General features: G+C 39.1%; 22 protein-coding genes and 1 tRNA gene. 4 read left to right on the top strand and 19 right to left on the bottom strand.

The window, feature by feature from the left end:
- Nucleotides 1-132: 132 nt before the first annotated feature.
- The 3 genes from OPF91_RS07655 to OPF91_RS07645 all read left to right on the top strand — a co-directional run bounded on the left by OPF91_RS07655 (nt 133) and on the right by OPF91_RS07645 (nt 4978).
- The gene (locus OPF91_RS07655) at nt 133-1362 is read left to right on the top strand and encodes an MFS transporter (RefSeq protein WP_264988150.1); all 1230 of its coding nucleotides are present in this window, start codon (nt 133-135) and stop codon (nt 1360-1362) included.
- 18 nt (nt 1363-1380) lie between these two features.
- Nucleotides 1381-2817 (top strand): M20 family metallopeptidase, encoded by a 1437-nt coding sequence (locus OPF91_RS07650; RefSeq protein ID WP_264988149.1) that lies wholly within the window; start codon nt 1381-1383, stop codon nt 2815-2817.
- 721 nt (nt 2818-3538) lie between these two features.
- Nucleotides 3539-4978, top strand: coding sequence for a protein adenylyltransferase SelO (locus OPF91_RS07645; RefSeq protein ID WP_373877037.1), 1440 nt, complete (start codon nt 3539-3541; stop codon nt 4976-4978).
- 50 nt (nt 4979-5028) lie between these two features.
- On the opposite strand, the gene OPF91_RS07640 is transcribed toward OPF91_RS07645, so the two are convergent.
- From OPF91_RS07640 to OPF91_RS07555, 18 genes are all read right to left on the bottom strand, one after another.
- Complete coding sequence (locus tag OPF91_RS07640) at nt 5029-6171, bottom strand: acyl-CoA dehydrogenase family protein (RefSeq protein ID WP_264988148.1); 1143 nt, start codon at nt 6169-6171, stop codon at nt 5029-5031.
- A 15-nt stretch (nt 6172-6186) separates the two neighbouring features.
- Nucleotides 6187-6954, bottom strand: coding sequence for a 3-hydroxyacyl-CoA dehydrogenase (locus tag OPF91_RS07635; RefSeq protein ID WP_264988147.1), 768 nt, complete (start codon nt 6952-6954; stop codon nt 6187-6189).
- Nucleotides 6955-6966: 12 nt separating this feature from the next.
- The gene (locus tag OPF91_RS07630) at nt 6967-8118 is read right to left on the bottom strand and encodes a thiolase family protein (protein ID WP_264988146.1); all 1152 of its coding nucleotides are present in this window, start codon (nt 8116-8118) and stop codon (nt 6967-6969) included.
- Between the two features lie 41 nt (nt 8119-8159).
- Nucleotides 8160-8657 carry an AMP-binding protein gene (locus OPF91_RS07625; protein WP_264988145.1) on the bottom strand — a complete coding sequence of 166 codons (498 nt, stop codon included), beginning with the start codon at nt 8655-8657 and terminating at the stop codon, nt 8160-8162.
- A 475-nt stretch (nt 8658-9132) separates the two neighbouring features.
- Nucleotides 9133-10635 carry an SH3 domain-containing protein gene (locus OPF91_RS07620; RefSeq protein ID WP_264988144.1) on the bottom strand — a complete coding sequence of 501 codons (1503 nt, stop codon included), beginning with the start codon at nt 10633-10635 and terminating at the stop codon, nt 9133-9135.
- 650 nt (nt 10636-11285) lie between these two features.
- Nucleotides 11286-11359, bottom strand: a tRNA-Arg gene (locus OPF91_RS07615).
- Nucleotides 11360-11822: 463 nt separating this feature from the next.
- A complete protein-coding gene (locus OPF91_RS07610; protein WP_264988143.1) occupies nt 11823-12299 on the bottom strand; it encodes a hypothetical protein in 477 nt (158 codons plus the stop codon).
- 80 nt (nt 12300-12379) lie between these two features.
- Complete coding sequence (locus tag OPF91_RS07605) at nt 12380-13033, bottom strand: uridine kinase family protein (RefSeq protein WP_264988142.1); 654 nt, start codon at nt 13031-13033, stop codon at nt 12380-12382.
- 68 nt (nt 13034-13101) lie between these two features.
- On the bottom strand, nt 13102-13605 hold the full coding sequence (locus OPF91_RS07600; RefSeq protein ID WP_264988141.1) for a metallophosphoesterase: 504 nt from the start codon (nt 13603-13605) through the stop codon (nt 13102-13104).
- A gap of 12 nt (nt 13606-13617) precedes the next feature.
- Nucleotides 13618-14214, bottom strand: coding sequence for an XTP/dITP diphosphatase (locus OPF91_RS07595; RefSeq protein ID WP_264988140.1), 597 nt, complete (start codon nt 14212-14214; stop codon nt 13618-13620).
- Nucleotides 14215-14216: 2 nt separating this feature from the next.
- Nucleotides 14217-14963, bottom strand: a complete 747-nt coding sequence (gene rph / locus OPF91_RS07590; RefSeq protein ID WP_264988139.1) for a ribonuclease PH — start codon at nt 14961-14963, stop codon at nt 14217-14219.
- A 177-nt stretch (nt 14964-15140) separates the two neighbouring features.
- Complete coding sequence (gene racE, locus OPF91_RS07585) at nt 15141-15938, bottom strand: glutamate racemase (RefSeq protein WP_264988138.1); 798 nt, start codon at nt 15936-15938, stop codon at nt 15141-15143.
- A 10-nt stretch (nt 15939-15948) separates the two neighbouring features.
- Complete coding sequence (locus OPF91_RS07580) at nt 15949-16401, bottom strand: MarR family winged helix-turn-helix transcriptional regulator (RefSeq protein WP_264988137.1); 453 nt, start codon at nt 16399-16401, stop codon at nt 15949-15951.
- Between the two features lie 73 nt (nt 16402-16474).
- Nucleotides 16475-16696: a helix-turn-helix domain-containing protein gene (locus OPF91_RS07575; protein ID WP_264988136.1), complete on the bottom strand. Its 222-nt coding sequence runs from the start codon at nt 16694-16696 to the stop codon at nt 16475-16477.
- A gap of 109 nt (nt 16697-16805) precedes the next feature.
- A complete protein-coding gene (locus tag OPF91_RS07570) occupies nt 16806-17261 on the bottom strand; it encodes an acyl-CoA thioesterase (protein WP_264988135.1) in 456 nt (151 codons plus the stop codon).
- 121 nt (nt 17262-17382) lie between these two features.
- The gene (sdhB, locus tag OPF91_RS07565) at nt 17383-18162 is read right to left on the bottom strand and encodes a succinate dehydrogenase iron-sulfur subunit (protein WP_264988134.1); all 780 of its coding nucleotides are present in this window, start codon (nt 18160-18162) and stop codon (nt 17383-17385) included.
- A 5-nt stretch (nt 18163-18167) separates the two neighbouring features.
- On the bottom strand, nt 18168-19922 hold the full coding sequence (gene sdhA / locus OPF91_RS07560; RefSeq protein WP_264988133.1) for a succinate dehydrogenase flavoprotein subunit: 1755 nt from the start codon (nt 19920-19922) through the stop codon (nt 18168-18170).
- Between the two features lie 57 nt (nt 19923-19979).
- Nucleotides 19980-20594 (bottom strand): succinate dehydrogenase cytochrome b558 subunit, encoded by a 615-nt coding sequence (locus OPF91_RS07555; RefSeq protein WP_264988132.1) that lies wholly within the window; start codon nt 20592-20594, stop codon nt 19980-19982.
- 274 nt (nt 20595-20868) lie between these two features.
- On the opposite strand from OPF91_RS07555, the gene OPF91_RS07550 reads away from it, so the two are divergent.
- On the top strand, nt 20869-21303 hold the full coding sequence (locus OPF91_RS07550; protein WP_264988131.1) for a YslB family protein: 435 nt from the start codon (nt 20869-20871) through the stop codon (nt 21301-21303).
- Between the two features lie 48 nt (nt 21304-21351).
- Here OPF91_RS07550 and OPF91_RS07545 read toward each other — a convergent pair whose 3' ends face one another.
- Nucleotides 21352-22578, bottom strand: coding sequence for an aspartate kinase (locus tag OPF91_RS07545; RefSeq protein WP_264988130.1), 1227 nt, complete (start codon nt 22576-22578; stop codon nt 21352-21354).
- Nucleotides 22579-22627 lie beyond the last annotated feature (49 nt).

Raw genomic sequence — 22627 nt, 5'->3', positions numbered from 1 at the left:
GAACCCCCTCTTGTCTATGTATAAACATCTATATTTTTAATATTAATTATATGTAAATACATATTGTTAGAAAAGTCTAAATTTTTTATACTCTTCGATATAAACAAATTCAGTGGTAGGGGGGAATCATTTATGGCAACAAAATCTCAAAATTGGAAATATGTCATTATTATCATGTTATTTTTAGGATGGTCATTAGGAAATTTTGATCGCTTTATTATTAATTTCGCTATTCTTGATATTGCCAAGGAATTCAATTTAACGGAATCATTAACAGGGATTGTTCTGAGTAGCTTCTTTGCTGGCTATGCCCTTATGCAAATTCCTGGTGGTTGGCTGGCAGACCGATTTGGTTATCGGAAAATATTGATTTTGACAGTGCTCGTTTGGTCTATTTTTACAGCTTTAACAGGAGCAGCTTGGTCACTTATATCATTAGTCATTATTCGTTTCCTATTTGGTGTTGGTGAAGGTAGCTTTTTCCCTTCTGCATCGAAGGGAATTGCGAACTGGTTCCCTGTAAAGGAACGTAGTAAAGCGATGTCCTTTATGTTGATTTCAGGTTCTCTAATGGGTGTTGTCGCACCACTTGTTGGTACACGTTTAATGGAGACAATTGGTTGGCGTTCTATTTTTTATATCGTAGGTGGTCTTGGTATTTTCTTTGCACTTGCTTATTTCTTCTTCTTAACAGAACGAAAAAGTGCAGAAACCGTTGCAACAGTGCAAGCACCACAAACAAAAGCACCTCTACGAACAGTTTTAAAGTCATTAACCATTTGGCAGCTATTTATTGCTTATTTCAGTCTTTACATTGTGAACTGGGGCTTAATGGCTTGGATGCCGATTTATTTATCAAAAGCAAAAGGATTAGATTTATCAGCAGTTGGTACGTACTCTGCTATCCCTCCTATTGCAGGTATATTCGCAGTGCTTGTTAGTGGCTATATTTTAGATAAAATGCCACAAGGGAAAGATAGACTAGTTGGTGGTATTGCCGCATTAGTTGCAGGTGGTTTCTTAATCTTAATGTCAACAGCACCCGATATGATTACTTTCACCATCTATCAATGCGTTGTAACAGCGATGTTATCCTTTAATATTATTTTAATTACAACTGTGCCATTAAAGACATTACCAGACACGATGATTGGTACAACAAATGGCTTTATTAATACAGGCGCACAACTTGCAGGTGTTTTAGCACCAACACTAATTGGTTTCTTAGTAGAGGCTTCTGGTGGCTCTTATACAGCAGCGTTTATTATGCTCATTAGCTTCTCTGTTGTGTGTGCGATTGCACTCTTTACTATTCGAACAAAAGCACAACGAACAACAGATATAATCACTTCGACTAATTAAAAGAGGGAGATGGACAAATTGACACTTACAGAAAAAATTGCGCAATTAATTGATGAAAAAGGTCCACGCTATACGGAAATTAGCGATAAAATTTGGGCATTTGCAGAAACAAGATTTGAGGAAGTACAATCTGCTAACCTATTATGTGAAACATTAGAGAATGAAGGGTTTCAGGTTGAACGAGGTGTAGCCAATCTTGAAACAGGCTTTATCGGAACATTTGGCAGTGGTAAGCCTGTCATTGCGATACTCGGAGAATATGATGCACTTGCTGGTTTAAGTCAACAAGCTGGCAGTAGTGAACATAATCCAATTATCGCCAATGGTAATGGCCATGGCTGTGGACATAATCTACTTGGCGTGGGAGCTTTAGCTGGAGCGATCGCTGTCAAAGATTATATACAGGAACAAGGTTTAACAGGTACAGTCAAATATTATGGCTGCCCTGCTGAAGAAAGTGGTTATGGAAAGTCGTTTTTAGCGCGTGATGGCTATTTCAAAGATGTCGATATAGCTCTTTCATGGCATCCTGGTACAGCGAATGCAGTATGGCATGCGCGAGCAAATGCCGTGATTAATGCTACTTTTACCTTTAAAGGACGCAGCTCACATGCTGCTGCCTCACCTCATCTTGGTAGAAGTGCCTTAGATGGTGTAGAGTTGATGAATGTCGGTGTCAACTATTTACGTGAGCACATGGTGGATGAGGCAAGAATTCATTACGCCATTACAAATACAGGTGGGCTTGCACCAAATGTCGTGCAAGCAGAGGCAGAGGTAACCTACTTAATTCGTGCACCAAAGCCAGAACAAGTACGAGATTTATATCGCCGTGTGTTAAACTGTGCAAATGGCGCTGCATTGATGACCGAAACCTCTGTGGATGCACGTATTGTTGGCTCCTGTCATAGCTTAGTTCCTAATCGAACTCTTGAAACCATTATGCATCAGCATCTACAAGATTTAGGGAGCTCAACAGTAACAGAGGAAGATTTGCGCTTTGCTAAAGAAATTTATGATACATTCTCTGATGAAGAAAAGGCGTTAGTTGTTGCACAAGTAGGGAAAGAAGTGGCTCAACAACTTGCAGAAAAACCACTATTACGTACAGTTGTACCGCTTGCAAACGAACCTGTTTTTTTAGGTGGCTCAACAGATGTCGCTGATGTGAGCTGGAATGTTCCAACCGCACAATGTACAACAGCAACCTATGCATTTGGTACACCATTCCATACATGGCAGGTCGTAGCACAAGGGAAAACAGCCTATGCCCACCAAGCAACACTACTTGCTGGAAAAGCCATTGCCTGTACAGCCATTTCTGCTTTAGAAAATCCAACGCTTATCGAGGAAGCAAAGGCCGAACTGCAACAGCGTCTTGATGGCGAAACATATGAAGCACTTATTCCAAAAGATTTAGTGCCCCCTACTGTAGTAGAGGCAAAGATATTATAAATAGTAGGCTCCTTCTTCTGAGGGAGCCTATATAGCTTCAATGTAAAAAACGGTAACAACTCTCCTGCTACATATGACTTTTGCAAACGAATTTGAGTATCATAACAATCTAACTCCTCAGAAATAGTCTATCTTTTTTGAAACAAACCGAAAATCGTCAAGCATTAACGTTCATAATTAAATTGTTATTTTCCCTCTAAATGACTATGATAGCTTTTGATTCATTTGCCATCTCACAATAAATTTTCATAATGTTAGCTGGATTATACAGGCGGATAAAGCTTTCTCAGCATTTCGCCAATTAGCTGTCTTCTCGGATAAATTCCTTCTGCATTTAATAATTCTTCCACCTAATCCTCAACCACTTACTATGTATACACACTCTCTAAACTTTCAAAAAAACTCACAGCTCACCATCCAATTGTATGCAATATACCAAAATAATAACATTTCGTCTATTCATCAAACAATAAAGTCTATCCCAATTCAACAGTGAAACAAAAAATTTGAACAAGTGTGAATAGATTCGTTACTAAACGAAAAACTGAGTATACTATAAAACGCTAAGCATTTTATTTTTGCAAAGTAATTTGCAGTGGTATGCTCATACTATGATGAAGTTCCATATTAAAAAGCTGCTCTATCTGGTCATTGAAACAGCCGTTCATCATTTTGGTGTTTGTACAGATAAATTTAAACTATTTCAAGGAGGATCAATCAATTGGGCTGGAATTTAGACAATAGCTATATCCATTTACCAAGCATTTTTTATACAACACAAAGGCTTAACCCTGTTGCTACACCAATGCTCATAAAACTTAATACATCACTAGCAACGTCACTTGGCTTAAATACTCAATTACTTCAAGACGAAGTGGCTGTTTTGGCTGGTAATGCTGTTCCTACTGGTGGTTTTCCCATCGCACAGGCATATGCAGGACATCAATTCGGACATTTCAATATGCTTGGGGATGGTCGTGCATTATTGCTTGGAGAGCAACTTACCTCTACAGGCGAGCGTTTTGACATTGCTTTAAAGGGTTCTGGTAGAACAGCGTACTCTCGTGGTGGCGATGGACGAGCTGCACTTGGTCCAATGCTACGTGAATACATCATTAGCGAAGCGATGTTTGCACTCGGTATTCCAACAACACGATCACTTGCAGTTGTGACAACAGGTGAAACGATTTTTCGCGAAACAGCGCTTACTGGAGCGATTTTAACACGTGTTGCAAGCAGCCATTTACGTGTCGGGACATTTCAATATGCCGCTCATTTCGGCACAGATGAAGAGCTACGTGCCTTAGCGGACTATGCAATCTCCCGTCATTTCCCACAAATCGCCAATACAGAGAATCGTTATTTAGCATTGTTAAATGAAGTAATAAAAAAGCAAGCTGCTCTTATAGCAAAGTGGCAGTTAGTCGGCTTTATACACGGTGTCATGAATACGGATAATATGACCATTAGCGGTGAAACGATTGACTATGGTCCTTGCGCTTTTATGGACGTGTATCACCCAGCCACTGTTTTTAGCTCCATTGACCGACAAGGACGCTATGCTTATGGCAATCAACCATCCATTGGTGGCTGGAATTTAGCACGACTAGCTGAAGCATTGTTGCCACTCATTCATGATGATGAAGAACAAGCCATTGAGCTAGCACAGGAAACATTACAGCACTATTCACAGCACTATGTAAACAATTGGCTAGCAGGTATGCGTGCTAAGCTTGGTATTTTTAATGAGGAGGAGCAGGATATTGAATTAGTGGAAGAGCTACTGAAACTGATGCAGCAACAGCAAGCTGACTACACCAATACCTTTATTGCCCTGACATTTGAACGATTCGATAGCAACCTTTTCCAAACACACGATTTTCAAGCATGGCTCACTAAATGGCAGGCACGATTAACACGCCAAACTGAAACACAAGCCATGTCTCAACAATTAATGAAAAAACATAATCCTGCTGTTATTCCTCGCAATCATCGTGTAGAAGAGGCATTAACAGCAGCGGTTGAGCATGACGATTACAGTGTTATGGAACAACTATTAAACATAGTAGCTCAACCATTTGCACATACAGAAGAACAGCAAGCATATGCTTCACCACCATCTCCTTCTGCTACACCATATCGCACATTTTGTGGCACGTAAAAAAGAGAGAATTTGTACCATTTACAAGCTGTACAAATTCTCTCTGCTTTTTATAAACCAAGATTTTTCGCAATAATGACCTTCATAATTTCATTCGTCCCTGCATAGATGGACATAACAGGAATATCTCGATAACGCCTAGCAATTTTATATTCCTCCATATAACCATAGCCACCATGTAGCTGCATGCATTCTGTCGCGATTTCACGAGCTGTTTCAGTAATCCAGTATTTCGCCATAGAAACCTTTGTTACCACATCCTTGCCAGCCATATGCTCCTCAATGAGTGACTCTAAAAAGGTTTTGCCTAACTCTATTTTTGTCGCCATCTCCACCATTTTAAATTGTGTATTTTGGAAAGAAGCGATTTTTGCACCGAATGCCGTACGCTCCTGAATATATTGCTTCGTCAGCTCAAACATATCCTCTGCTGCTGTTTGTGCTGCTAACGCTACAACAAGTCGCTCTTGCTGTAATTTTTCCATTAAATAACGGAAGCCCATGCCCTCTTCACCTAATAAATTACTAATAGGCACACGACAATCCTCAAAATAAAGCTCTGCTGTGTCTTGTGAATGCATCCCGACCTTTTCCAGCTTTCTGCCCTTTGTAAAGCCCAGTGTGTCCCCCTCAATAACAAGCAAACTAATCCCTTTATGGCGCTCATGTGGATTCGTTTTCACCGCTACCACCACTAAATTCGTATGAATACCGTTTGTAATAAACGTTTTTTGCCCATTCACAATATAATGATTACCATCACGATTCGCTGTCGTCTTGATATTCGCTAAGTCAGAACCTGCACCAGGCTCTGTCATCGCAATAGCTGTAATATAATCACCTGTCACACACTGAGGTAACCATCGTTGTTTTTGCTCTGCTGTACCATATGATTCAATATAAGGCACAACAATATCGTTATGTAGACCAACACCTGTTAGTCCAGCCCCCACACGCTCCATTTCTTCACCAATAATGACACCAAAGCTAAAATCCAGTCCAAGACCACCGTATGCCTCATCTACTTGTGGACATAAAAACCCCTTCTCACCAAGCTTTTTCCAAAAGGTACGTGGAATAAGTCGCTCTTTTTCCCAGTCCTCATAATAAGGTACAGCCTCATCCGCTAAAAATTTGCGCAATGATTTACGAAACAATTCATGTTCACCTGTTTCAAAACGATAACGTCCCATTTGAGATTCCCCCTATTACTTTGGCTGCATACGAATCGCTCCATCTAAACGAATCACTTCTCCATTTAACAATGTATTACGAATCATCATTTCTACTAACAATGCATACTCAGATGGTTTGCCTAAACGTTTAGGGAATGGTGTCATTTGCGCAAGTGCCTCCTGTGCTGGCTCAGGCAATCCTGCAAACATCGGTGTTTCAATTAATCCTGGTGCAATCGTCAGCACCCGAATGCCATGTTCAGCTAGCTCACGTGCAAGTGGTAATGTCATCGCCACAACACCACCCTTTGAGGCACTATAAGCCGCCTGACCAATTTGCCCATCAAATGCCGCTACAGATGCTGTGTTAATGACCACACCACGTTGACCATCCACATCTGCCTTATTATGCTGCATAGCCTCAACTGCTAAACGAATCACATTAAATGTACCAAGTAAATTAATGCGCAGTACTGTATCAAACTGTGCTAAAGAATGAACACCTTTGCGAGATAGAACCTTTGCAGGCGGTGCAATCCCTGCACAATTCACAACAACATTCACTTGACCAAATACTTCAATCGCTTTATTTACTGCCTGCTGTACAGATACTTCGTCCGTCACATCTGTCTTCACCAACACCATTTGTCCATCATAGGCAGCTATAAGTGCATTCCCTTTGTCCTCATTCAAATCAAGCAATACAGCCTTTCCACCCTGTGCAACAATATGCTTTGCCGTTGCTTCACCCATCCCTGAAGCACCACCTGTAATCAGTGCTACTACATCACGTAACTCCATTGCATCCCCCTCCTACAATCGTTCAATAATCGTGGCATTTGCCATCCCCATACCTTCACAAATAGCCAACAAACCATATCGTTGCTGTTCACGCTGCATACGATAAAGCATCGTCGTTAATAGCTTTGTCCCTGTTGCACCTAGTGGATGACCAAGTGCAATCGCTCCACCATCTACATTTAATTTCTCAATGTCTGCTCCGATATCCTTTAGCCAAACAAGTGGCACAGGTGCAAAAGCTTCGTTTACCTCATATGTGTCCATATCAGCAATAGTTAAATTAGCCTTTGCCAATACTTTTTCAGTTGCTGCAATTGGCCCTGTTAACATCAATGTCGGATCAGAGCCAACAACCGCTCGTGCGACAATACGCGCTAATGGTTTAATACCAAGCTCATCAGCTCGCTCACGTGACATTAGTAGGACAGCCGAAGCGCCATCACTCATCTGACTCGCATTACCAGCCGTAATCATGCCATATTCCTTAAACACCGTTTTTAAATTGGCTAGCCCTTCAACAGTTGTATCTGCTCGTGGCCCTTCATCCGTGTCAAACCAGTACACTCTACCATCAGCATCTGTGACTTCCACACCTACAATTTCCTCTTGAAAACGCTCATCTGCAATCGCTTGTAATGCACGTTGATGGCTATTATAGGCATACTGATTCACATCCTCTGCACTTAATTGCCACTGTTCGGCTATTCGTTCTGCTGATAAACCTTGATGAATAATATCATATTGTGCTGTTAGCTTTGCACTCGGTTTACTATCCATATAGTTAGAGCCCATTGCCATACGTGTCATACTTTCAACACCACCAGCAATGACAATATCCATATCGCCTGCTAAAATCGCCTGTGTCGCAAAATGGACTGCCTGTTGACTTGAGCCACATTGACGATCAATCGTTACACCTGGTACATGAATAGGAAAGCCTGCAATGAGTAAAGAAGTACGTGCAATATTGCCAGCCTGCTCAGCACTTTGCGTGACACAGCCTAAAATCACATCTTCTACACTCGCTTTGTCAATCCCCGCTCGCTTCACTACTTCATCTAAGACGACAGCCGCTAAATCATCCGCTCGCATATGCGCAAGTGCCCCTTTACGTCTACCAACGGCTGTACGCGCTGCCGCTACAATCACTACTTCTCTTCCCATAATATTTTATACCTCCACAAATTGATCTCGCAATTGATATTTCAAAATTTTTCCTGATGTATTACGTGGTAATGCCTCGATATAGTGGAAACATATACTGCTGGCTGTTCTCGATTCGTCGATAAAAAATCAGCCCACTCTATGTTTTTGTTCGTTGTTGAATGTGGAACACTAACAACTGAAGTGACCGTTGCTACGTTCCCACGGACATCCTCTATAATCGATGCCAATTCCTCATCACAAAATACACATTTCGTATCTGATTGCGTTAAAATATAGTCTGTCTCTATTGCAGTTAACCGAAAATTAACAGGAACAGCCACACAGCCAGCCCGTACAACGCCATAAAATGTAATCATGAAATAATCAGAGTTCCTCATAAAAAGTGCCACTTTATCGCCTTTTTCAAAGCCATGCTCCATTAATCCGTTGGCTACACGATTGACCTCTTCATTTAATTCCTGATAAGAATACGTTCTTTCTCCATAAATAATAGTGCCCTTGAATCCATTTTCAGAATTAACTGAATAATAATTCATTTATATTCTAGCAATTTGGTATTTATTTTGCAATCGCTTTCATTTTTAGTTACTTGGCTATTCAACTTTGTGATAGCCTACTTTTATTGTATTTTACTGCTTGAGTGAGCCTGTACAAGCCCTCAAACGAACTCTCAATAAGACTCATAGGATGTTCGGTTAGCTTCAACTTCTTAACTTATGACTATCAATTTAAATTTTTGAACTGTCAAAAATCATTACATGATCTGGAGATTACCCTATGAATGATACAAACTAATTCAGGACTTGTGCATATCAAAATTGCACACAAGTCCTTTTGTTATGCTTTCTCAATCACTCCAGTAGCTTAACACAAGACTTTGTAGCTCCCATCAAGCAATCTGTGTCAGTGAATTTAGTTATGAAAGGTTCGAGGAGTGTCAAGAAAGGATTTATTAAACATAAAAAAGAAAAGATGACTTTTATAGTCACCTTTTCACTTGTAGGTAGCAATTTAGTTATTGAATATTTGTTCATAGCGGTGGAAGAATGCCACTGTGTGCGCTCTTGTTAGAGAATCATTTGGTTTAAACTCTTCATTTGTTTTAGTAGTTGTTAAACCATTCTCACGAAGGAATTTAATAGCTTCTGACTGAGATACAGTCTTACCATAATGCATTGAAGCTAAGATACGAGCGAAGTTACCCCGTGTGATATCCTTACCTGCAATGGCTTGTTTGGATGCTGTGTTTGCACCTAGAACTGGTAAAGCGTATTTTGTAGCCAGTTGGTAGTTTACGTCTCCATACCATGAAGTATTAGCTATCGTTGAAGCTAGTTCTGATGGTTTGAAGTAACGTAATAGGATAGATAACATTTGGTTTTCCGTTAAGTTAGTGTACGGTTTAAGTAAGTTTTCGTACTTACCTGTTGATGGGTTTTTCACGTTTGTGTATCCACTGATGATACCAACATTGACTGCCCATTTAAAATCCTCAGCCCAGTATTGGTTGGCCTTGTAATCAGCAAACTTTGATACATCAACGTTGCCCGTTGTGGGCGGTGTTACTGGAGGTGTTGAAGCTGAGTAGTTTAAATAACTTGATGCTACATACCCCTCTGTCCCGTCATTTCTTTTCACAGGATACCAAACAAAATGGTTTTTCTTCGTTGATACTTTTTCATATTCAAAAGGACCCATAACGGTAACAATTTCACCTTCACGTAAAGTACCTAAAGAAGGACTATCCGTAGTAGGTTTTGTCCTAAATGTTACATTAGTTATTGCACTAACTTTTTGATTTGCTTCAAAAAAATACTTAGATTTTGTTAATGGTAAATCAAAATCATAGTTCATCGTTGAAAATTTAATATTTTCCCTGCTGTTAGAGTCATATTGAAATTGTTCACGTGAAAAATGCAGCTCTGTTACGTCTATTAATTCCATTTTATTAATAATTTGAAGAACTCTTTCTTGATAGGCATTGATATTTCTTTCACCCGTTGCTTGAACAATTGGGCTATTTACTGGCTTAGTACCGTTATAAGCCATGATAGCAAAGTACCAATGTTCCAGTACGTCTCTTTCCCCACCGTTGATACTAGGTAAGTCCTTTCGCTTAAACATATCATCTAGAGTCTCTACACCAGCTTGAATATTATAGACAATATCGCTTTTTAATCTATCTTGATTGTAGCCTGCTTGATTTGTAATTTGCATAATGCCAATTCCATTATCAGCTGTCACAATCGCTTCGCCATTCATATCAAAATGACGCCAATTTCCACTTTCACCTTCCGCTATTGCCTTCACAATTTCAGGAGGAACATCATACATAAGTGCTGTTTCGGTTAACAAACAGTTCATTGTGGAATAATCAGGGTTTACTTTCAATGCCGAATCATACTCACATGTATTTGCAATATTATTAGCTAATACATTTTTATCTATGTTTATAGATAATGAGAGAGTACCAATGGCAATAACACTAATCAATGGTTTCAATATCTTTTTCATATGTGATTAATACACTTCCTTTCATATTTTTTAAAGTTAAAAGATTCAGATATATGTTATCATAAACCCAATATTTGATATAGGGGTAATAGTCAATGTTTCTTTTATTTAACAAAATAGAGTGATAAACGAGAGCTTTAACATATATTGCTTAATTTTAATTAAGTGAAAAGGTTGTAAATAGCGATTGTTGGATTTTTACCTTTTTGTGAAATAGGTAAGCTTCGTAAAGTCCATTGAAACAAGCCCAAGTCAAATCTATCAACTCTATACAGGCTCGTTATACTCTTCGCAAAGTTCAATGGGACTGTATTGTAATCTTTGATAGTTCGAGGACGATAATGGCTCACGCCCATTTGATTAACGATTTCACTACGGCTTCTGAAAAGGTCTTGTAGCGAGCTGTAACAGTTTTCTCTCCTTTTAATAGAAAGTGGTACGCTTTTTGGTCATCAGTGTGAAATCCACATCAAATAATCCTATCTTTTTTGACATAAAAAAATCCTCCATTCAATTGAATTGGAAGATAATTCTTGCGCGCTATTCACGTAATTTTCTAGGGTAATAAAAAAAGGGATTCAGCATCAGTGACTAAATCCCTAATTTCTCACAAATCCAATTGTATCAATGGTTTGTGACTGCTTTATAGACGTCCCAGGAGGGATTCGAACCCCCGACCGACGGCTTAGAAGGCCGTTGCTCTATCCTGCTGAGCTACTGAGACATAATGATAACGACAATATTTATTATATGTATTATTCAACATAATGTCAATATAATTTTCACTAAAATGAATAATCTATACAAATTTTTACCTTAATCGTATTATATTTTTGTAAAAAAGAAAAGATAATATTCTCACCAAACTATTTAATATCTTACTGGAAGACAGAGAAATAACAATAAACGAATTACCATTGCTGAAGCAGTTTATCAATTAACCAAAAATACAACATTCGATAAAAATTAAACCAACAGGTACACACTAAACCTACTATTAAAATAGATACTTTGAATGTACCTGTGTTATTTAGTAAAATGAAAAATGCTGCCTTTAGTCAACTATTTTTGGTGATGACGGCCGTGGAATGGTAGATTCGTTTAAACCAACTAATTGCCTGTTGTAGAGGTTTCAATCAATTAAATATTGTATGCCTTTGGTTAATCAAGAAGGAACTCTTCCTAAATTAGAACCTATTCATTTCTATTTTCAAGTCATCCACAAACTCTATAATCTGATTCATTTTCACTGTTAAACATAACGAAGGGCCACCCCCTGTTGCATGAAGGTGGTTTTTATAGCCTGCATCTAATACAAAAATCAATTTAAAACTAGGCTCCCATTCACATCTCTCACTATCAGGTATTTGGAGAATGCCATAACCAGGATAAAAATATTCTCCAAATTGAGGAATATGATAAATACACAGTCCAGGGTCGTGGGTCTCTAGCATACTTAAATGTGTGCTATCGATTTGTTGTAAATCATCTAATAACTTAAAAAAATCCCTCTTTAAACAAGCAATTTCCATATGTACAACTGGAAAAGCAGGACCAGAACGAAAATAAATAAGAAATTCTACACTTTCTTCATTGGCTAATGTTAGCTTTATTTCAACTTCACATTTATTAGGTACACTAGAATAATCTTTTAATATAGCCATAAAAACTCCCTTTTTCATTTTTTATCATTAGTATAACATTTTATGAAAACAGAGCTGATTACATCATAAATAAGCATTATCTATACATTTTTCTCAAAAAAATTCTTCTCAATAACCACCTGATCGCCAACAGATTTCACCATCACATCAAAATGCTCGCTATATGGATGCATAAATACCTGATATTGCAATCTTCTTTCCTGATGTGAATGCTGTAAATAATCATATTCCATGCCTCTCTCCACAATATCACGCCCTGCTCTTCTCACAAATTCTGTATCATCATCTGTATAGAAGTATAATTTTAAATCAAATAGCTGTGGCTCCAGAAAAGCGACACTCATTCCTTCCACAATCGTGATTTTTTTGTTAGAGGTAATCAATGTACTTTCCGCATAGTGTGTGTCAATTGTGTAGAAGTCCACTCCTGCCCTCACCATTTGTACATCTCTTGCTAATGATGGGAGGTGATGTGCAGCAGGGTGGCAAGCGGTCATTTTATAGCGATGCGCTTCATTGTCATATGTATAGTCAATTATCGTTTTTTTACGCATTACTGAATCTACAATATAAGGGTCTGTATTGATATAATTGACTGACTGCGGTTCAAATAACTGGATCAATTGTTTAGCAAAGGTTGTTTTCCCTGCTGCACCATGTCCTGATATGCCAATGATGAGCCTTTCCTCTGATGCTTTTGCCCAACTGACTATCCTCTGTAATAACTTTTCCATTTTCTATTCTCTCCTTATGATGAATAAAGCTGAATCCCTACAAAACGAGGAATTCAGCCTTTAGTCGTTTATTGACGAGCAAATTGATGGGTTGAAATAAGGTCATTCGCATCTGTTAAAAAGTCAACTTGAAAATAATCGTCTGTTATATCTACAAGAGCAAAACTTTTCTCTTTACGCCCACGTGGCATTAACAAACTTCCTGGATTTAAAAATAAAATACCACCTATCATTTCTGCCCCTAAAAAATGCGAGTGCCCAAAACACGCTATCTGTGCACCAAGCTCTCGTGCACGATAATTTAAAGATGTGAGAGACATTTTGACATTAAACAAATGCCCATGTGTCACAAATATTTTCGTACCGCCTACCTCAAAGACAGCTTCCTCTGGGAAAGCTCTATCAAAGTCACAATTACCCTCTACCTTTTGCATCCCTTCTAATGCTGGATGTGAAAAGGCGAGCTCGCTATCACCACAATGTACTAGCACATCTGCATTTGGATAATAGCCTCGTACCTTATCAATCACACCACTATCACGATGTGTATCGCTCATTACTAACATTTGCATCCATACCACCCCTTAGTTCATAAATGTTGGTAGTTGCTCCTTCAATTGACGAATTGCATTGCCACGATGAGAAATTGCACCCTTTTCCTCTGCCGTTAACTCTGCCATCATACGATTTAAACTTGGTACAAAGAAGATAGGATCGTAGCCAAAGCCGTTTGTGCCACGTTTTTCATGAGCAATTACGCCCTCACATGTACCAAATACAGTCATTGTCTCAAAATCAGGTCCAGCTATCGCAATACAGCAACAAAAGCGTGCTGTGCGCTGTGCATCGTCTACATGCTCCATGTTAGCTAATAACTTTACCATATTGGCTTCATCATCATGGTCCCCTGCATAGCGTGCAGAATAAACACCTGGCTCACCATTTAGCGCATCTACAGCTAGTCCACTATCATCAGCAATGACAATTGTACCTAACTCTCTTGCCAATGTTTCTGCTTTTAGTACAGCGTTTTCTTCAAAGGTTGTACCTGTTTCTTCTATTTCTAGCTCGGGCGCCACTTCAAACATTGTCACAACTTTATAACCAAGTGGTATAAATAACGCTTCGAAATCCTTTGCTTTGCCTTTGTTTTTCGTTGCAATGACGACTTGTTTTGTCATGGTTATGCCCCTCCTACTTTATTCGCCAATTCGCCTAATACTTCCTTCTGTAATGCGATTAATTCACTAATTCCCTTTTCGCCCAAAGCTAATAGCTCATTTAATTCCTCACGAGAGAATGTTGCTTCTTCACCAGTCCCTTGTAATTCTACAAAGCGACCTGCGCCTGTCATGACAATATTCATATCCACTTCAGCCGCTACGTCTTCCACATAGTTTAAGTCTAAAATGGCTCCTTGCCCTTCTACAATGCCTACGCTTGTTGCCGCTAAAAAGTCTGTAATTGGGAATCTAGCTAATTGTTTTTCCTCTGCTAGCTTTGCAATGGCCTGTGTCATAGCAACAAATGCCCCTGTTATAGACGCTGTTCGTGTACCACCGTCCGCTTGAATAACATCACAGTCAATCCATACTGTACGCTCACCCAAAGCCTCTAAATCAACGACTGCACGCAATGCACGACCGATTAAACGCTGAATTTCCATCGTACGACCATTGATTTTGCCACGAGCTGCTTCACGTGGTGTACGTTGCTCTGTTGCACGTGGTAACATAGAATACTCTGCCGTAATCCAACCCTTCCCTTGTCCACGTAAAAAGCCTGGTACTTTATCTTCAATTGTTGCCGTACAAATCACCTTTGTATTACCTACTTGAATGAGTACAGAACCCTCTGGATGTAATAAATAATCACTCTCGATTCGTACTGGACGTAATGCTTCTGCATGTCTTTCATCAAATCTGCTCATAAATAAGTTGTTCCTCCTAACTATTTTCGCGCAACTATCGTAACATATATTTTTTTTGTGCGAAAGCGTTAGTGCAACGTAGCATTAGTAGCACATTTTGTTTTTGTTCGAAATAGCATACCCTTTTTCTTATAAAACAGTAAAAATCAGCTTAGCTACCTGAGCCAAGCTGATTGATTACTTTAAGGTAATTCGTTGAATCGCCAGTGTGCCTTGCTCTAGCCAACTTTCAGCAATCGAACGAAAAATAGGCACAGAACCTGTTGCAAAAAATTGATGGGCTGGCTTCGCATGGACATCTGCTAGCGTCCCATTGTATGCTAACATATCTTGCACATCCTTTGCCGTTTCCTCCGCTGAAGATAGAACAAATACATTTTCTCCAACAACCGCCTCAATTTGCTTTTGTAGAATGGGATAATGTGTACACCCTAAAATCACTGTATCAAATGATTTTTTTTGCAATGGTTTCAATCCATCTGCAATGAGCTGGTCAGCAAAATCACCTTTATATTCCCCACTTTCCACAAGTGGTACAAATGTTGGGCAAGCTAGTGGAATAATTTGTGTGGACGTACTCAGTGCTAACAGTGCTTTTTCATATGCCCCACTTTTAATCGTTCCTTCAGTTGCTAGTACAACGACTTCATGTCGCTTCGTCTTTTTTACAGCCGCACGTGCGCCAGCATTGATCACGCCTAATACTGGAAAAGGCATATTTCGTTGTAAACTTTCGAGTGCTACTGCCGTCGCTGTATTGCAAGCAATCACAAGCATTTTCACATTCATTTTTTCCAGTGCTTTCGCCATTTGCCAAGTAAAATTCCGCACTTCCTGCTTCGTTCTTGGACCATATGGACATCTTGCTGTATCACCAATATAGTAGATGGTTTCATTAGGTAAAAGCTTCATAATTTCCTTTGCTACTGTTAAACCACCTACACCTGAATCAATAACACCTATAGGGGCATTCATCTTTACCGCCTCAATCCTGCTTCATCTGTACATGTAATTTTTCTAAATAGTGAGACATTTGTGCTACTTCCTGTTCTGTAAAATCAACAAGTTTCTCCTGCAAATACTGCTGTCTCTTTTCAATAACCTCTTGAATAATACGCTCACCTTTTTTCAATAGCTGAACAACAACCACTCGGCGATCATTTTCATCACGTATACGCTTCACTAATTCATTTTTCTCCATACGATCCACTAAGTCGGTTGTCGTACTAAAAGCTAAATATAAGCGGTTTGACAAATCACCAATCGTCATATCCCCAAGCTCTTCCAGCCATTGCAATGCAACAAATTGTGGTGGCGTAATGGCATATTGCGAAACAATTTCTCTTCCTTTTTGCTTCACAATTGCTGCTATATAACGCAATTCCTTTTCAACCGCTGCAACGGTTTCAGGTGAGTGCCTTGTTATTTTATCTGACATAACGATTTCACCCCTAAAAATACGCCTTCATAGTTCTATTGTGTCGTTTTTTTTGTAAAATAGCAAGTGTCCATTAATCTAATTTGAATTCTTCTAAGCGTAATAATTCAATTAATGCTTGTGACCTATTCGTTACCCCTAATTTTTGAATGGTGTTGGAAATATGATTTCGCACCGTTTTTTCACTAATCCCAAGCTGCTGTGCAATATCTTTCGTTGTTTTTTCAGCTAATAAAAGCGCAAATATTTCACGTTCTCGGTTTGTTAACAAAGAACGATGATGAGAGCCATTCATGTTCAGTTACACCCTCCTCCCCCGCACGTATTGTAACTTATGTTAAGGAGTGTGGGGCGGTGACGGCTATTTGAACGAATAACGCAAGTTCCCAAAAAATTTTAAAAAATTACGACTTATTATGTAGCAATCGTGTGCGCATTTCATCTGATAATGGTACACTTTTTCCTGTTTTGGAATCCATTTGCACAATCGTTCCACGCCCTGTAAAGCACACAGCATTATGCTGATTTTTGGCCATATAATGAATATCCATCGAAGAATTCCCCATTTTAGCCACTTTCGTATAGATGCGTAAAACATCATCAAAAAATACTTGATTAACATAGTCACATTGCAAATCCGCAACAATTAAAATCGGTTCCTCTGGGTTTTCTGTCGCTAATGGCATAAAAAGATCTAAATGGCGTAAATAATCAACACGAGCTTGCTCAAAATAAACAAAGCTCACAGTATTATTCATATGCCCATACATATCCGTTTCTGAAAAACGTACACGTACCTCTGTATAAAATGAAAAATCTTTCACCCATTCTTGAAAATCTCCGATATAATTCGCCTTCATCTGCATCTATCCCCTTTGTGTGAAATTTAATGAATATAGATTCATTATAGTAAAAAATAGTATAGCAGCATAGAAAAAACTCCCTTACCTATTCATAAAGTAAGGGAGTTTGTGCATTTTATTAATCAACAAAGTGGTCAGAACCGAAGAAGTTACGGAACATTTGCACTGTTGCTGCACGGTTTAATGATGCGATAGATGTTGTCAAAGGAATTCCTTTTGGACAAGCAGCTACACAGTTTTGAGAGTTACCACAGTTTGCAAGACCACCGTCACCCATAATAGCGTTTAAGCGTTGGTCTTTAATCATTGCACCTGTTGGATGTGTGTTGAATAAACGCACTTGTGATAATGGTGCTGGTCCGATAAATGATGCCTTTTCAGACACGTTTGGACATGCTTCCATACATACACCACAAGTCATACATTTTGATAATTCGTAAGCCCATTGACGTTTACCTTCTGGCATACGTGGACCTTCACCTAAATCATACGTACCATCAATTGGTACCCATGCTTTTACTTTTTTCAACGCATTGAACATACGCTCACGGTCTACTTGTAAGTCACGAATAACAGGGAATGTTTTCATTGGCTCAAGTCGAATCGGCTCTGTCAATTGATCAACAAGTGTTGAACAAGATTGACGTGGACGCCCATTAATAACCATTGAACATGCGCCACAAACTTCCTCTAAACAGTTCATATCCCATGAGACAGGTGTCGTTTTTTGACCATCTGCTGTCACAGGGTTTTTTTGAATTTCCATTAGAATCGAAATCACGTTCATACCATGGCGGTAAGGTACTTCAAATTTTTGCGTGTAACTAGTACCACCTTGTGTATCTTGACGAATGATTTCTACTTTAACCATTCTTCCAGTATTAGCTGCGAGTTGCATAACTTTTAGTCTCCTTTCGCAGAGTAGTCACGTTTACGTGGTGGGATTAGTGAAACGTCAACCTCTTGATATGTGATGATTGGGTCTGTCGTTGCTGCATCAAACTTCGCCATTGTTGTTTTTAAGAATCTGTCATCATCACGATTCGGGAAGTCTGGTTTATAGTGAGCACCTCGTGATTCGTCACGTAATAATGCACCTTTTGTCATAACTTTCGCAAGGATTAACATATTTTTCAACTGACGTGTGAAATGAGCACCTTGATTGCTCCATTTTTGCGTATCGTTAATATTAATGTTATCCCAACGTTTTAACATCTCATCTAATTTGCTTAATGTATCTTTTAGCTGGTCATTGTAACGTACTACTGTCATTGTAGCTGTCATCATTTCCCCAAGCTCTTTATGCAATAAATAAGCATTTTCTGTGCCATCCATTTTTAGAATAGTATCCCATTTTGCTTGTTCTTCTTGTACACGTGCATCGTAAATATCTTGTGAAAGATCTTCTGCATGTTTTTTCAAATGCTTTACATATTCTACTGCGTTTGGTCCTGCAACCATACCACCATAGATAGCAGATAATAATGAGTTTGCACCAAGACGGTTTGCACCATGTTGTGAATAATCACATTCACCTGCAGCAAATAGTCCAGGAATTTCTGTCATTTGGTTGTAATCTACCCATAAACCGCCCATTGAATAGTGAACTGCTGGGAAGATTTTCATCGGTAATTTACGTGGATCATCCCCTACGAATTTTTCGTAGATTTCGATGATACCACCAAGTTTTACGTCTAACTCATGTGGATCTTTATGTGAAAGGTCTAGGTATACCATGTTTTCGCCATTAATACCTAATTTTTGATTTACGCAGACATCAAAAATTTCACGTGTTGCAATATCACGTGGTACTAAGTTACCGTATGCAGGGTATTTTTCTTCTAAGAAGTACCAAGGTTTACCGTCTTTATATGTCCAAATACGGCCACCTTCTCCACGAGCTGATTCTGACATTAGACGGTTTTTGTCATCGCCAGGAATCGCTGTTGGGTGAATTTGAATGAACTCACCATTTGAATAGGATGCACCTTGTTGGTACACGATTGAAGCAGCAGAACCTGTATTAATAACAGAGTTTGTTGTTTTACCAAAAATAATACCAGGACCACCTGTTGCCATAATGACTGCATCTGCACGGAATGATTTAATTTCTTCTGTACGCATATCTTGCGCAACAATTCCACGACAAACACCATCTTCATCAATAACAACACCAAGGAATTCCCAGTGCTCATATTTATTCACTAAACCAGCTACTTCATGTGAACGAACTTGCTCGTCTAGTGCATATAGTAATTGTTGACCAGTCGTTGCACCTGAGAAGGCTGTACGGTGATGTAGTGTACCACCAAAACGACGGAAATCAAGAAGACCTTCTGGTGTACGGTTGAACATAACACCCATACGGTCCATTAAGTGAATAATACCAGGTGCTGCGTCACACATACCTTTTACTGGTGGTTGGTTCGCTAAGAAATCGCCACCATATACTGTATCATCAAAGTGAATCCATGGAGAATCCCCTTCACCTTTTGTATTAACTGCACCATTAATTCCACCTTGCGCACATACAGAATGTGAACGCTTTACAGGAACTAATGAGAATAAATCAACTTCTGTACCAACTTCAGCCGCTTTAATCGTTGCCATCAGACCAGCAAGACCGCCGCCAACAACAATTACTTTGCTTTTCGCCATGATTCTATCTCACTCCTCTTAACAAATCGCTCGAATTATGTGTGCTTTCTATCTATATTAAACAAATGATAGAATAGCAACCACACCAGCTATACTTAAAATCACGAAAATAATATTTGTTACATAAGTAGCAATCTTTTGAGACTGTGGAGATTGTGTAATACCCCAGCTTACTAGGAATGCCCATAAACCATTTGATAAGTGGAATGTTGCTGATAAAATACCGACAATATAGAAAGCAAGCATCAATGGGTTATCAACAATATCCTTAATCATATTGTATTCTACACTTGCACCAAGCGCTTTTTGAATACGTGTTTGGAAAATATGCCAAGCAATAAACACGACTAAAAATACACCTGTAAAACGTTGTAGTGTGAACATCCAGTTACGGTATGTGCTGAAGCGACCTGTATTTGTTGTCGCTGTAAATGCAATATACACACCATAAAAGGCATGGAACATTAATGGAATATAGATAATTACCCATTCCATTACTAGTAGCAGTGGATGTGGAATCAACTCCATCATTCCAATTGAATCGTTGTAAGTCTGCTCACCGCCCACAGCAGTGAAGTTCATTGACAAGTGGAACACCAAAAACAAACCTACTGGAAGCACTCCTAATAGAGAATGTAAGCGGCGCCATAAAAACTCTCGCTCTTTCGACAAGACTGTTACCCCCCTCAGTACTAAAAATAGCACAGTTCAACAGAAGTCACCAATTTGTAATTGATCCTTTATTGACTGTGTATTCCATCATGGTACAATATTATGACATGTTTATTGTACTCTCAAGAACTATAAGCGTCAAGGTAAGCAAGGGTTTTTCATAGGTCTTATTATCGTAATAATCTAGTAGATTATGTCCTAATTTTTCTCGAAAAATCCTACTTTACTTTATACGTGTCAAATTAAAAGAGAATTACTAGAAAGAAGGGTATCCATGTCAAATCATTCATCTTCTACCATTTCAGCATTTGGCTATGAAATTATACGGGATCATATCTTATCTTCCGTTCTCGGCAAACATGAAAATGAGGTTCTATATTGGGCTGGTAAAGAACTTGCACGCAAATTTCCTTGTAGAACGATCGAGGAGCTCGTAGCGTTTTTTGTGGATGCAAGCTGGGGGATGTTGGAGCTTATAAAAGAAACAAAGGATGGTCGCACATTTCAGTTAACCAATGACCCTGCATTAATGCAAATTGGCTATCGTAGTTTCCGACTTGAAGCAGGTTTCATCGCCGAACAAATACAGCAAATCATGGGCTATTTAACAGAATGCTATGATGAAAAGCGTGAGAAACAACAGCTCATCACCTTTACAGTGAAATGGGATGTCAAAGAACGCATCCAAAACACTATTCCAAATGAATAAATAATAGAAAAGGAGTGTTCCCACTATCAAGGTAACACTCCTTTTCTATTAAATTTGTACAGGCTGCTCTAAATTAAATTCCTTATGCAATAAATTAGCTGCACGAATCATTTCCTCCTGTGGCACAACAACAGATACTTTAATTTCAGATGTGCTAACCATTTTTACAGGAATATGTTCACGGCATAGACACTCAAACATGCGAGCGGCAACACCTGGATTCGACGCCATTCCAGAGCCAATAATCGATACCTTTGCTAAGCCAATTTCAAAATCAGCAAAGCTAAAGCCAAGTGATACTTTACTATTTTCTAACACCTGCAATGCCTCTGCAAATTGCTCCTTTAAAATCGTAAATGATACGGTTGGCTTTAATTGATTAATAATCGCTTGCACAATAATATCTACATTAATATGATGTTCAGCAAGCACCGCAAATATCCCAGCTAATGACACATCTGCATTCGCATCATAGCCAACTGTTAAACGAATAATATCTGCCTCATAGGCAACTCCACGCACAAGTAAATTTCTTTCCATTTCCACTTCCTCCTTCAGTACGGTCGCTGTCGTCTCTTTTACACTCGAACGAATCATGACAGGTATTTGGAACTTCTTCGCTAATTCTACGGCACGAGGATGAATAATAGGTGCACCTAAATGAGCTAGCTCCAGCATTTCATCATAGGAGACTTCATTTAATTTACGCGCTCCTTCAACAGTATGTGGGTCTGCTGTATACACACCATCCACATTTGTAAAAATAATTACTTCTTCTGCATCTAAGGCAGCCGCCATTGCGACAGCAGTCGTCTCTGCACCGCCCTTACCAAACGTTGTAATATTATGCTTATCATCTATCCCCTGCTCGCCAGCAACGACAACAATGGCTCCTTGTGCTAAATGCTCCTCTATATGACTGCCATCAATCCAATCAATACGAGCATGACCATATACATTGTCCGTTTGTACACCTGCTTGCCAGCCTGTCAGTGACAATGCCTGATAGCCAGCTTCTTGCAGAGCCATTGCCAATAAAGCACTCGATAATTGGGCACTTGTCGCTAACACAACATCCATTTCACGCTTTGACACATCCTCCGTTAATTCGTTAGCCATATGCCATAAATTTTGGGTTGCACTTCCCATTGCAGCTGTCACTACTACGACATCAAAGCCTTTGTTCTTTATCTCTACTACCTTTTGCACGGCTTCATGAATTTGTGCTGTGGACGCTAATGCACGTCCACCAAATTTCATCACTATTTTTGCCATTGTAAGCCCTCCTTTAGTAAAACAAAAATCCATTACGCCCCATGTATAC

The sequence above is a fragment of the Lysinibacillus piscis genome, assembly GCF_026012395.1.
Classification (GTDB): Bacteria; Bacillota; Bacilli; order Bacillales_A; family Planococcaceae; genus Lysinibacillus; species Lysinibacillus piscis.
Note: the sequence above shows the minus strand (reverse complement) of the source record. Positions and strands in the feature narration are given on the sequence as shown.

Excerpts from the sequence above, each read along its gene's own strand:
- sdhA (WP_264988133.1), bottom strand. The coding sequence starts at position 19,922 with ATGGCGAAAAGCAAAGTAATTGTTGTTGGCGGCGGTCTTGCTGGTCTG.
- OPF91_RS07620 (WP_264988144.1), bottom strand. The coding sequence starts at position 10,635 with ATGAAAAAGATATTGAAACCATTGATTAGTGTTATTGCCATTGGTACT.
- OPF91_RS07625 (WP_264988145.1), bottom strand. The coding sequence starts at position 8,657 with ATGAATTATTATTCAGTTAATTCTGAAAATGGATTCAAGGGCACTATT.
- OPF91_RS07635 (WP_264988147.1), bottom strand. The coding sequence starts at position 6,954 with ATGGAGTTACGTGATGTAGTAGCACTGATTACAGGTGGTGCTTCAGGG.
- OPF91_RS07595 (WP_264988140.1), bottom strand. The coding sequence starts at position 14,214 with ATGACAAAACAAGTCGTCATTGCAACGAAAAACAAAGGCAAAGCAAAG.
- OPF91_RS07630 (WP_264988146.1), bottom strand. The coding sequence starts at position 8,118 with ATGGGAAGAGAAGTAGTGATTGTAGCGGCAGCGCGTACAGCCGTTGGT.
- OPF91_RS07600 (WP_264988141.1), bottom strand. The coding sequence starts at position 13,605 with ATGCAAATGTTAGTAATGAGCGATACACATCGTGATAGTGGTGTGATT.
- OPF91_RS07575 (WP_264988136.1), bottom strand. The coding sequence starts at position 16,696 with ATGAATGGCTCTCATCATCGTTCTTTGTTAACAAACCGAGAACGTGAA.
- OPF91_RS07610 (WP_264988143.1), bottom strand. The coding sequence starts at position 12,299 with ATGGCTATATTAAAAGATTATTCTAGTGTACCTAATAAATGTGAAGTT.
- OPF91_RS07570 (WP_264988135.1), bottom strand. The coding sequence starts at position 17,261 with ATGAAGGCGAATTATATCGGAGATTTTCAAGAATGGGTGAAAGATTTT.
- OPF91_RS07550 (WP_264988131.1), top strand. The coding sequence starts at position 20,869 with ATGTCAAATCATTCATCTTCTACCATTTCAGCATTTGGCTATGAAATT.
- OPF91_RS07640 (WP_264988148.1), bottom strand. The coding sequence starts at position 6,171 with ATGGGACGTTATCGTTTTGAAACAGGTGAACATGAATTGTTTCGTAAA.
- OPF91_RS07580 (WP_264988137.1), bottom strand. The coding sequence starts at position 16,401 with ATGTCAGATAAAATAACAAGGCACTCACCTGAAACCGTTGCAGCGGTT.
- OPF91_RS07545 (WP_264988130.1), bottom strand. The coding sequence starts at position 22,578 with ATGGCAAAAATAGTGATGAAATTTGGTGGACGTGCATTAGCGTCCACA.
- sdhB (WP_264988134.1), bottom strand. The coding sequence starts at position 18,162 with ATGCAACTCGCAGCTAATACTGGAAGAATGGTTAAAGTAGAAATCATT.
- racE (WP_264988138.1), bottom strand. The coding sequence starts at position 15,938 with ATGAATGCCCCTATAGGTGTTATTGATTCAGGTGTAGGTGGTTTAACA.
- rph (WP_264988139.1), bottom strand. The coding sequence starts at position 14,963 with ATGAGCAGATTTGATGAAAGACATGCAGAAGCATTACGTCCAGTACGA.
- OPF91_RS07605 (WP_264988142.1), bottom strand. The coding sequence starts at position 13,033 with ATGGAAAAGTTATTACAGAGGATAGTCAGTTGGGCAAAAGCATCAGAG.
- OPF91_RS07655 (WP_264988150.1), top strand. The coding sequence starts at position 133 with ATGGCAACAAAATCTCAAAATTGGAAATATGTCATTATTATCATGTTA.